The following is an 11,156-nucleotide window of genomic DNA, read 5'->3' on the forward strand; positions in this document are numbered from 1 at the left end:
CCCCTGGTCAACCCCCGCTCCCCCGCCCCGAGCCAAAGGGCCCGCCGGTGCCGAAAGGGAGGCGCGAGGGAGCGACTCCCGCCCCGAGCCGAAGGGCCCGCCGGTGTCGAAAGGGGCGAGGGAGTGACGAAGGAGCGAGGGAGCAACGACCGTCGACGCCGGGTCAGGAGGGCCCGGAGGCGAGCGGGCGACAAAGCGGCGAGGGAGCAACGACCGTCGGCGCCGGGTCGGGAGGGCCCGGAGGCGAGCGGGCGACTCCCGCCCCGAGCCGAAGGGCCCGCCGGTGTCGAAAGGGAGGCGCGAGGGAGTGACGAAGGAGCGAGGGAGCAACGACCGTCGGCGCCGGGTCAAGAGGGCCCGGAGGCGAGCGGGCGACTCCCGCCCCGAGCCGAAGGGCCCGCCGGTGCCGAAAGGGAGGCGCGAGGGAGTGACGAAGGAGCGAGGGAGCAACGACCGTCGGCGCCGGGCCGGGAGGGCCCGGAGGCGAGCGGGCGACAACACAGCACGACGGCGCCTGCCCCCAACTGGTCGGGGAGTGGGCAGGCGCCGTACAGACCGCGTGCGCCCGGCGGCTCTGGCGGGCGGCGGTTTCGTGCGGCCGGGCGGGCAGTTGCCCGGCGTTCTTGGTGAGGGTTTCTCAGTCCTCAGACCACCAGGGGGCGGTCGGTGGGGCGGATCGGTGCGGGCAGCGGGGTCTTGCCGCCCAGGTACCGGTCCACCGCGGCGGCGGCCGAACGGCCCTCCGCGATGGCCCAGACGATCAGCGACTGGCCTCGGCCTGCGTCGCCGCAGACGTAGACGCCGTCGACGTTGGTGGCGAACTTGGAGTCGCGGGCCACGTTGCCGCGCGCGTCCAGCTCCACACCGAGCTGCTCGACCAGCCCGTTCTTGACGTCGGTGCCCGTGAAGCCCATGGCCAGGGTGACGAGCTGGGCCGGGATGACCCGCTCGCTGCCGGGCACCTGCTCGAACCGGCCGTCCTTGAACTCTACCTCAACGAGGTGGAGTTCCTGCACGTTGCCGTCCTCGTCCCCGCTGAAGTGGGTGGTGGAGACGGAGTAGATCCGCTCGCCGCCCTCCTCGTGGGCCGAGGTGACCTTGTAGGTCATCGGCATGGTGGGCCAGGGCTGGTGGCCGGGCCGCTGCTCGCTCGGCTGCGGCATGATCTCCAGCTGGGTGACCGAGGCCGCGCCCTGGCGGTGGGCGGTGCCGACGCAGTCCGCGCCGGTGTCGCCGCCGCCGATGACCACCACGTGCTTGCCCTTGGCGGAGATCGGCGAGTCGACGTAGTCGCCCTCCTGCACCTTGTTCGCCAGCGGCAGGTACTCCATGGCCTGGTGGATGCCGGCCAGCTCCCGGCCGGGCACCGGCAGGTCGCGGGCGGTGGTGGCGCCGGCGGCGATGACGACCGCGTCGAAGCGGTCGCGCAGCTGGTGGCCGGTGATGTCCTCGCCGACGTGGACGCCGGTGCGGAACCGGGTGCCCTCCGCGCGCATCTGCTCGATGCGGCGGTTGATGTGGCGCTTCTCCATCTTGAACTCGGGGATGCCGTACCGCAGCAGGCCGCCGACGCGGTCGGCGCGCTCGTACACGACCACGGTGTGACCGGCCCGGGTGAGCTGCTGGGCGGCGGCCAGGCCGGCCGGGCCGGAGCCGACCACGGCCACGGTCTTGCCGGACAGGCGCTCCGGGATCTGCGGGGTGACCCCGCCGCGGTCCCAGGCCTTGTCGATGATGGTGACCTCGACGTTCTTGATGGTCACCGCGTCCTGGTTGATGCCGAGCACGCAGGCCGACTCGCAGGGCGCGGGGCAGAGGCGACCGGTGAACTCCGGGAAGTTGTTGGTCGCGTGGAGGCGCTCGATGGCGCCCGTCCAGTCGTCCCGGAAGGCCAGGTCGTTCCACTCGGGGATGAGGTTCCCGAGCGGGCAGCCGTTGTGGCAGAACGGGATGCCGCAGTCCATGCAGCGGCCGGCCTGCTTGGTGATGATCGGCAGGAGGCTGCGCTCGACGTAGACCTCGTTCCAGTCCCGCAGACGGACGTCCACGGGACGGCGCTCGGCCAGCTGCTTGGGCGTGGTCAGGAAGCCCTTGGGGTCAGCCATGTGCCGCCTCCATCATCTTGCGAGTGGTCTCGGCCTCGGAGAGGCCATCGCGCTCAGCGGCGTCCTTGGCGGCGAGCACTGCCTTGTAGTCGGTCGGCATGATCGTGGAGAAGCGGGAGACGCCGCTGCCCCAGTCGGCCAGGAGCTCGGCGGCCACGGTGGAGCCGGTCTCCTCGTAGTGCTGCTGCACGGTCTCGCGCAGCCACTCGCGGTCCTCGGCGGAGGGGGCCTCGATGCCCACCATGCCGGAGTTCACGTTCGCCGGACGCAGGTCCAGGACGTACGCGACACCGCCGGACATGCCCGCGGCCAGGTTGCGGCCGGTCTCGCCGAGGATGACGACCCGTCCGCCGGTCATGTACTCCAGGCCGTGGTCGCCCACGCCCTCGACGACCAGGGTGGCACCGGAGTTGCGGACGGCGAACCGCTCGCCGGCCTTGCCGCGCAGGTGGATCCGGCCCGAGGTGGCGCCGTAGCCGATGGTGTTGCCGGCGATGACGTGGTTCTGGGCGTCGTTGCCGATGGCGGCGGCGTCGCGCGCCGGGCGGACGATCACCACACCGCCGGACAGGCCCTTGCCGACGTAGTCGTTGGCGTCGCCCTCCAGGCGCAGGGTGATCCCCTTCGGCACGAAGGCGCCGAACGACTGGCCGGCCGAGCCGGTGAGGGTGACGTCGATCGTCCCCTCGGGCAGGCCCTCGCCGCGGTACCGCTTGGTCACGTGGTGGCCGAGCATGGTGCCGACCGTGCGGTTGACGTTGCGGACCGGCAGCTGGATCCGGACCGCGTCACCGCGCTCCAGGGCGTCCTCGGCCAGCTCGATGAGCTGGTTGTCGAGCGCCTTGTCCAGCGCGTGGTCCTGGCCGGTGGTGTTGTGCCGGGCGGCGCCCTCGGGCAGTTCGGGCACGTGGAAGAGCGGGGCCAGGTCGAGCCCGGACGCCTTCCAGTGGTCGATCGCGGCCTCGGCGTCGATGTGCTCGGCGTGGCCGACGGCCTCCTCGATGGAGCGGAAGCCCAGCTCGGCGAGGATCTCGCGGACCTCCTCGGCGATGAACTCGAAGAAGTTCACCACGAACTCCGGCTTGCCGGAGAAGCGCTCGCGCAGCACCGGGTTCTGGGTGGCGACGCCGACCGGGCAGGTGTCCAGGTGGCAGACGCGCATCATGATGCAGCCGGAGACCACCAGCGGGGCGGTGGCGAAGCCGAACTCCTCGGCGCCGAGCAGCGCGGCGATGACCACGTCGCGGCCGGTCTTCAGCTGGCCGTCGGTCTGCACCACGATGCGGTCGCGCAGGCCGTTGAGCAGCAGGGTCTGCTGGGTCTCGGCGAGGCCGAGCTCCCAGGGGCCGCCCGCGTGCTTGAGCGAGGTGAGCGGCGAGGCGCCGGTGCCGCCGTCGTGGCCGGAGACCAGGACCACGTCCGCGTGCGCCTTGGAGACGCCCGCGGCGACCGTGCCGACACCGACCTCCGACACCAGCTTCACGTGGATACGCGCGGCCGGGTTGGCGTTCTTGAGGTCGTGGATCAGCTGGGCCAGATCCTCGATGGAGTAGATGTCGTGGTGCGGCGGCGGGGAGATCAGGCCGACACCCGGGGTGGAGTGCCGGGTCTTGGCGACCCACGGGTACACCTTGTGGCCGGGCAGCTGGCCGCCCTCGCCGGGCTTGGCGCCCTGGGCCATCTTGATCTGGATGTCGTCCGCGTTGACCAGGTACTCGCTGGTGACACCGAAACGGCCGGAGGCGACCTGCTTGATCGCGGAGCGGCGCGCCGGGTCGTACAGGCGCTCCGGGTCCTCGCCGCCCTCACCGGTGTTGGACTTGCCGCCCAGCTGGTTCATGGCGATGGCGAGGGTCTCGTGCGCCTCCATCGAGATGGAGCCGTAGGACATGGCGCCGGTGGAGAACCGCTTGACGATCTCGGAGACCGGCTCGACCTCGTCGATGGAGATCGGGGCGCGGTCGCGGCCGTCCAGCTTGAACAGGCCGCGCAGCGTCATCAGCCGCTCGGACTGCTGGTTCACCCGGTCCGTGTACTGCTTGAAGATGTCGTACCGCTTGCTGCGGGTGGAGTGCTGCAGGCGGAAGACCGTCTCCGGGTCGAACAGGTGCGGCTCGCCCTCGCGGCGCCACTGGTACTCGCCGCCGATCTCCAGCGCGCGGTGCGCGGCCGGGATGCCGGAGGCCGGGTACGCCTTGGCGTGGCGGGCGGCCACCTCCTTGGCGATCTGGTCCAGGCCGATGCCGCCGAGCTTGGTGGTGGTGCCGGCGAAGTAGCCGTCGACCAGCTCCTGGGAGAGGCCGATCGCCTCGAAGACCTGGGCGCCGCGGTACGAGGCCACGGTGGAGATGCCCATCTTGGACATGACCTTGAGCACGCCCTTGCCGAGCGCCTTGATCAGGTTCTTGATGGCCTTCTCGGGCTCGATGCCCTGGACGAAGACGGCCTGGGCGACCAGGTCCTCGACCGACTCCATCGCCAGGTACGGGTTGACCGCGCCCGCGCCGTAGCCGACGAGCAGCGCGACGTGGTGCACCTCGCGGACGTCGCCGGCCTCGACGATCAGCGACACCCGGGTGCGCTGCTTGGTGCGGATCAGGTGGTGGTGGACGGCCGAGGTGAGCAGCAGCGACGGGATCGGGGCGTGCTCGGCGTCCGAGTGGCGGTCGGAGAGCACGATGATCCGGGCGCCGTCGGCGATGGCGGCGTCCGTCTCGGCGGCGATCTCGGCCAGGCGGGCGGCGAGGCCCGCGCCACCGGTGGCGACCTTGTAGAGGCCGGACAGGGTGACGGCCTTCAGGCCCTGCTGGTCGCCGTCCGCGTTGATGTGGATCAGCTTGGCCAGCTCGTCGTTGTCGATCACCGGGAAGGTGATGCCGACCGAGCGGCAGTGCGACGGGCTGGCGTCGAGCAGGTTGCCCTCGGGGCCGAGGTTGGACAGCAGCGAGGTGACGAGCTCCTCGCGGATGGCGTCCAGCGGCGGGTTGGTGACCTGCGCGAACAGCTGCACGAAGTAGTCGAACAGCAGGCGGGGCTTCTCGGAGAGCGCGGCGATCGGCGAGTCGGTGCCCATCGAGCCGAGCGCCTCGCCACCGGTCTTGGCCATCGGCGCGAGGATGACCCGCAGCTCCTCCTCGGTGTAGCCGAAGGTCTGCTGACGGCGGGTCACCGAGGCGTGGGTGTGGTGGATGTGCTCGCGCTCGGGGAGCTTGGCCAGCTGGATCTGCCCGCCGGCCACCCACTCCTCGTAGGGGTGCTCGGCGGCGAGGGCGGACTTGATCTCCTCGTCCTCGACGATCCGGTGCTCCACGGTGTCGATGAGGAACATCTTGCCGGGCTGCAGGCGGCCCTTCTTGACCACGTGCTCCTGCTCGATGTCGAGCACGCCGACCTCGGAGGAGAGGACGACCAGGCCGGCCTCGGTGATCCAGTAGCGGGCGGGGCGCAGGCCGTTGCGGTCGAGGACCGCGCCGATCTGGGTGCCGTCGGTGAACGTGACGCAGGCCGGGCCGTCCCAGGGCTCCATCAGGTTGGAGTGGTACTGGTAGAAGGCGCGGCGGGCCGGGTCCATGGTGGCGTGGTTCTCCCACGCCTCCGGGATCATCATCAGCACCGAGTGCGGCAGCGAACGGCCGCCGAGGTGGAGCAGCTCCAGGACCTCGTCGAAGGAGGCGGAGTCGGAGTGGTCCGGGGTGCAGATCGGGAAGATCCGGTTCAGGTCGCCCGGGATGAGGTCGGTGGCGAGCTGGGACTCGCGGGCGGTCATCCAGTTCCGGTTGCCCTTGACCGTGTTGATCTCGCCGTTGTGCGCGACGAAGCGGTACGGGTGGGCGAGCGGCCAGCTCGGGAAGGTGTTGGTGGAGAACCGCGAGTGCACCAGGCCGATGGCGGAGGCGTAGAGCCGGTCCGACAGGTCGGGGAAGAACGGCTCCAGCTGGCCGGTGGTCAGCATGCCCTTGTAGACGATGGTGCGGGCGGAGAGCGACGGGAAGTACACGCCGGCCTCGCGCTCGGCGCGCTTGCGCACCACGAAGGCGGTCCGGTCCAGCTCGATGCCGCTCAGCCCGTCCTTCGCCAGGAAGAGCTGGCGGAAGCGGGGCATCACCGAGCGGGCGGTGGCGCCCAGCAGGTCGGGGGTGACCGGGACGTCGCGCCAGCCGAGGACGGTCAGGCCCTCCTCGGCGGCGACGGCCTCGACGGCGGCGACCGCGGCGGCGTCGGCGGCGTCCTCGTCCGGGAGGAACGCGATGCCGACCGCGTACGAGCCCGCGGCGGGCAGCTCGAAGGGGGTGTTGGCGCGCAGGAACGCGTCCGGGATCTGGGTCAGGATGCCCGCGCCGTCACCGGAGTCCGGCTCGGAGCCGGTGGCCCCGCGGTGCTCCAGGTTGCGCAGGACGGTCAGCGCCTGGTCGACGATGGTGTGGTCGGCGATGCCGGTCAGCGTGGCGACGAAGCCGACGCCGCAGGCGTCGCGCTCGTTTCGCGGGTCGTACAGGCCCTGAGCGGTGGGTCGCGCATCCGGAACGAGCGCGTAGGGCCGTGCCTGGCCGGGCTCGTTTGCGGAGCGCATGGATGCAGACAGCATCGGCTCTCCCGTCGTCGTCATTTGGCAAAGGCTGTGCAGAAGGGACGACGTTGGCCCTGATGCGATTACGTGCAAGTTACATGATGCCCAAGATCCCGAGAACTGGGATATCGCGTCCACATCGCGGACAAAAACCGCAGGTCACGGGCGAGATGAGGGCGACATGGGAGGACGCGCCACGCCGCGCGTCCCCACCAGTGTGCCCGGGCGCCCTCGGCCTGAAACAGGGCCGAAATCCCCTGTCCACACGGGCTGTCCGGGCCCGCCTGCGAATCCATCCCCGGAGCCGACCCGCAGATGCGAATCGACGGGTCGTGAGCCCGAGGGATGAGACTAGGCCAGGTCGCCACCCGGGCCCATGTGCGGAACGTCACGCGCTGGTCGGCATAACCATGCAGCGCCCTGTGCCATCCGACGAATCCGCGCCGCGGGCCGGGTCCCGGGGTCGGCTTACGGACCGGACCGGACCGGACCTGCCTGGCCGGACCGGCCCGGTCAGCTCAGGGTCCCGCCGATCAGGTGCCCCAGCAGGAAGGTCACCCCGGCCGCCGCACCGCCCAGCACCAGTTGGCGCAGCCCGCTGAACCACCAGGACCGCGCCGTCACCCGGGCCACCACCGCGCCGCACAGGAACAGGCCCGCGGCCGAGACCAGCAGCGCCGGCCAGAGCGCGCTCGCCCCGACCAGGTACGGCAGCAGCGGCAGCAGCGCGCCCACCGCGAAGCAGGCGAACGAGGAGGCCGCCGCCACCACCGGCGAGGGCAGGTCCTCCGGGTCCACGCCCAGCTCCTCCCGGGCGTGCACGGCCAGCGTCCGCTCGGGGTCCGCCGACAGCTGCTTCGCCACCTGGTACGCGAGCTCCGGCTCCACGCCCTTGTCCACGTACAGCTGCGCCAGCTCGGCCAGCTCGCCGTGCGGGTTGCGGCTCAGCTCCAGCCGCTCGGCCTCGATCTCCGCCTCCACCAGCTCCCGCTGGGAGGCGACCGAGGTGTACTCCCCCGCCGCCATCGAGCAGGCGCCGGCGGCCAGACCGGCCAGGCCGGTGAGGATCACCGCACCGCGGCCGACGTCACCGCCGACCACGCCGGTCATCAGGGCGAGGTTGGAGACCAGGCCGTCCATCGCGCCGAACACGGCGGGCCGCAGCCAGCCGCCGTTGACGTCGCGGTGGTGGTCGGGCGCCGGTATCCGCGGCTGGCCTGCGGTCTCCGGTTCGGTGACGGTCGCGCTCATGGTGGTGGTTTCCCTCCCGGTCCTGACCCCGGACCGCAGCCGGGGGCTGCCCGCGGGGCTCCTCTGCTGTGAACGTAGCCCTTCCACCTGCGGCTTTCCAGCAAAGTAAGGCTGTCCGAAGCCGCTCGAACCCCCTCGGTGACGACCGGACGACCCTGCCCGGGACGGCTCGGAAAACGGCGGAGGCCGCCCCCGCAGAAAGGGCGGGGACGGCCTCGGGACCGGGATCGGCGCCGGTCAGGTGGCCTGCTGCGAGCCGGCGGCGCCACCCAGGACGTCCGACGGCGCGCCCGCGGACGGCTCCTCGGCCGTGCGGTCGGTGGAGGACGTGCCGGGCTTCCCGTCGGCGGACTTGCCGTCGGAGGACTTCCGGTCGGAGGGCTTGCCGTCGCCCTGCGCCGCGGCCTCGGCGTGCGCCGCCGGGTCGATGGTCGCCGGGTCCTCGCGGCCCGGCCGCGTCCGCGCCGAGATCACCAGGTAGGCGACGGCGCCGAGGAAGACCAGGATCGCGACCCAGTCGTTCAGCCGCAGGCCGAAGAAGACGTGCGCCTCGTCGATCCGCAGCCACTCGGTCCAGAACCGGCCCACCGTGTACGCGGCCACGTACAGCGCGAACGCCCGGCCGTGGCCGAGGGTGAACCGGCGGTCGGCCCAGATCACCAGCAGCGCCACACCGACGCACCACAGCGACTCGTAGAGGAAGGTCGGGTGGTAGGTGCCGGTGACCACGGTGCCGTCCGGCAGGGTCTTGGTGATCTCCAGGCCCCAGGGCAGGTCGGTGGGCCGGCCGTACAGCTCCTGGTTGAACCAGTTGCCCCAGCGGCCGCAGGCCTGGGCCAGCGCGATGCCGGGCGCGATGGCGTCGGCGTACGCGGGCAGCGGGACGCCGCGGCGGCGGCAGCCGATCCAGGCGCCGACCGCGCCGAAGGCGATCGCGCCCCAGATCCCGAGGCCGCCCTCCCAGATCTTCAGCGCGTCGAGCGGGTGCTTGCCCTCGCCGAAGTACAGCTGGTTGTCGGTGATCACGTGGTACAGCCGGCCGCCGACCAGACCGAACGGGACGGCCCAGACGGCGATGTCGCCGACCGTGTGCTTGCCGCCACCCCGGGCGACCCAGCGCTTGCTGCCGAGCCACACGGCCAGGACGACACCGATGATGATGCAGAAGGCGTAGGCGCGCAGCGGAACGGGTCCCAGGTAGAGGACGCCCCGCGACGGGCTCGGAATGTAAGCGATATCCATGACGCCCTCGACGCTACCGCGTCCCGCCCGGCAGATCTCCACCGGAGCGGGTCACGACTTCCGAACGAACCCTGCTCACGGCGTCGGCGAACCCGTGGTGCCGAGCTTCTTGCCCTGGTTGGCCTCGTCCACCCACTTGACCAGCTTCTCCGGGCTGATCTGCTCGTCGCCCTTCTTGGGGTAGATCGGGGTGCCGTTGAGCAGCACGGTCGGGGTGGACTTGAAGCCGGACTTGTCGAAGTCCTGCTGCACCGCGGAGACCCAGCCGGCGTAGGTGTTGTCGTTGACGCAGGCCTCGAAGGCGGGGGTGTCCAGCCCCGGGACCTGCTGGGAGAGCTCGATCAGCCTGGCCTTCTGCCCGAAGGCGTCGTCGCTCTCCTGGGGCTGGTTCTTGTAGAGCACGTCGTGGTACGCGCGGAAGTGCCCGACGTCCTGCGCGCAGGCGAGCGCGTTGGCGCCGTACTTGGAGCCGTTGCCGCCGAGCGAGCGGTCGATGAACGAGACGATGTGGTAGTTGCCCTGGAGCTTGCCCTGGTCCTCGAGCTGTTCGATGGTCTGGGTGAACTGCTTCTCGAAGATGTCGCAGGCCGGGCAGCGCGGGTCCTCGTACACGGTGAGCACGGACGGGCTGTCGGCCGCGCCGACCGGGATGACCAGGTTCTTGTCGCCGATGGTGCCGGCCGGGGCCGCGGTCGGGGTCTCCGGCTTGGAGCGCTCGTTCTGCACCACGACGCCGGTGACCACGGCGGCGGCGATCACCGCGACCACCACGCCGCCGACGATCAGCTTCTTCTTGCGGCGGGCGCGGGCCTCGTCGGCCTCCCGCTGCTGCAGCATCCGCTCGCGGGCGCTGCGCTTGCGGTCTCGGTTCTTCTCGCTCATGGCGGTGCTCGTGTCCAAGGTCTGCGATACCTGCTGAAGTCGCTGGGGCGGGGGACGGGGTGCCACCGGGCCGGGCCGCGCACGGGGGAGCCGGGCCGGACCGGCGGCGGGGCTAGGCGGCCAGCCAGGCGTCGGCGGAGAACTTCGTCCGCGGCCGGTGGACCATCCAGGCGGCGAGCAGCAGGAAGCCGGTGTCGCGCAGGATCTCCTGCAGGTACTCGGTCTTGGAGGCGTCGACCGTGCCGCCGCCGCCGAAGCAGCCGCAGTCGATCGAGATGCCGCGCGCCCAGGCCGAGGCGATGCCCGAGATGAAGGCCAGCAGCAGCACGGCGGAGACGGCGGCGGCGATACGGGTACCGAGTCCGATCAGGAGCAGCAGGGCGAGTGCCAGCTCCAGGAACGGCAGACCCCAGCCGACCGGCTTGACCAGCGACTCGGGAAGGATCTCGTACGCCCGGACGGCCTGGGCGGCCTCGGCCGGATCCGCGACCTTGGCCAGCCCCGCCCAGCCCCACACCACGGCGAGGGCGAGCCGGACGGCGAGGCCGATCCACTCCCCCGCCGCACCGTCCACCGCCCGGCGCAGCGAACCACAGCCAACGCGTGGCGCGGTTGCCTGCTGACTGGTCATCGGGACATCCCCTCTGGCTCAACCGCCGCCGCCGATCCCCGGCACGGCGTCCTGACTGATGAACCGTAGGGGATCACGGTCGGTTCCTCCATCTTCGCCCATTAAGCCGAAAGAGTGAGGAAATGCGATCAGTTGTCCGATTTCCCCGGGGTGGCGGCGGACCGCGCCGCCAGCTCGCACCGGGCCGGCGGCAGCAGCCGCCCCAGCCACGGCCCACCGCCCGGCTCCCGCCCCTCCGACGTCCGGGCGGCAGCCTGCGCGCACACGTACGCGTCCCGCTCGGCACGCTCCGCACCCCGCCTGGCCAGCGCCTGTTCCACGGCGGCCTCCACCCCGACCGCCACCCCCAGCGCGAGCGCGGCCGCCGCCGCACGCAGCAGAACGGGTCGCCGGACGTACGGCACGGGCACCCCTCTCACACGACGGAACCGGTTCAACAGCACACGAACCACGAAGCCCGGACCGGCCCCGCGCACTC

At 71.6% G+C, this 11,156-nt stretch carries 7 protein-coding genes; all 7 read right to left on the reverse strand.

The features are described from left to right. Nucleotides 1-644: 644 nt before the first annotated feature. Nucleotides 645-2,105 carry a glutamate synthase subunit beta gene (locus ABWK59_RS09455; RefSeq protein WP_354639551.1) on the reverse strand — a complete coding sequence of 487 codons (1,461 nt, stop codon included), beginning with the start codon at nucleotides 2,103-2,105 and terminating at the stop codon, nucleotides 645-647. Further along, entirely contained in the window at nucleotides 2,098-6,675 is a 4,578-nt protein-coding gene (gltB, locus tag ABWK59_RS09460) for a glutamate synthase large subunit (protein ID WP_354639553.1), read from the reverse strand. The genes ABWK59_RS09455 and gltB overlap by 8 nt, the downstream gene beginning before the upstream one ends. Nucleotides 6,676-7,185: 510 nt before the next feature. After that, nucleotides 7,186-7,923 (reverse strand): VIT1/CCC1 transporter family protein, encoded by a 738-nt coding sequence (locus ABWK59_RS09465; protein ID WP_354639554.1) that lies wholly within the window; start codon nucleotides 7,921-7,923, stop codon nucleotides 7,186-7,188. Between the two features lie 237 nt (nucleotides 7,924-8,160). Beyond that, nucleotides 8,161-9,165 (reverse strand): prolipoprotein diacylglyceryl transferase, encoded by a 1,005-nt coding sequence (gene lgt, locus ABWK59_RS09470; RefSeq protein ID WP_354639555.1) that lies wholly within the window; start codon nucleotides 9,163-9,165, stop codon nucleotides 8,161-8,163. Nucleotides 9,166-9,240: 75 nt separating this feature from the next. Further along, entirely contained in the window at nucleotides 9,241-10,047 is an 807-nt protein-coding gene (locus ABWK59_RS09475) for a DsbA family protein (protein WP_354639557.1), read from the reverse strand. 112 nt (nucleotides 10,048-10,159) lie between these two features. Further along, a complete protein-coding gene (locus ABWK59_RS09480; RefSeq protein ID WP_354639559.1) occupies nucleotides 10,160-10,678 on the reverse strand; it encodes a MauE/DoxX family redox-associated membrane protein in 519 nt (172 codons plus the stop codon). A 128-nt stretch (nucleotides 10,679-10,806) separates the two neighbouring features. Next, nucleotides 10,807-11,082: a hypothetical protein gene (locus ABWK59_RS09485; RefSeq protein WP_354639561.1), complete on the reverse strand. Its 276-nt coding sequence runs from the start codon at nucleotides 11,080-11,082 to the stop codon at nucleotides 10,807-10,809. Between the last annotated feature and the right edge of the window lie 74 nt (nucleotides 11,083-11,156).

Origin of the sequence: Kitasatospora sp. HUAS MG31, assembly GCF_040571325.1 — a bacterium.
GTDB classification, from domain to species: domain Bacteria; phylum Actinomycetota; class Actinomycetes; order Streptomycetales; family Streptomycetaceae; genus Kitasatospora; species Kitasatospora camelliae.

Excerpts from the sequence above, each read along its gene's own strand:
- ABWK59_RS09455 (WP_354639551.1), bottom strand. The coding sequence starts at position 2,105 with ATGGCTGACCCCAAGGGCTTCCTGACCACGCCCAAGCAGCTGGCCGAG.
- gltB (WP_354639553.1), bottom strand. The coding sequence starts at position 6,675 with ATGCGCTCCGCAAACGAGCCCGGCCAGGCACGGCCCTACGCGCTCGTT.
- ABWK59_RS09465 (WP_354639554.1), bottom strand. The coding sequence starts at position 7,923 with ATGAGCGCGACCGTCACCGAACCGGAGACCGCAGGCCAGCCGCGGATA.
- lgt (WP_354639555.1), bottom strand. The coding sequence starts at position 9,165 with ATGGATATCGCTTACATTCCGAGCCCGTCGCGGGGCGTCCTCTACCTG.
- ABWK59_RS09475 (WP_354639557.1), bottom strand. The coding sequence starts at position 10,047 with ATGAGCGAGAAGAACCGAGACCGCAAGCGCAGCGCCCGCGAGCGGATG.
- ABWK59_RS09480 (WP_354639559.1), bottom strand. The coding sequence starts at position 10,678 with ATGACCAGTCAGCAGGCAACCGCGCCACGCGTTGGCTGTGGTTCGCTG.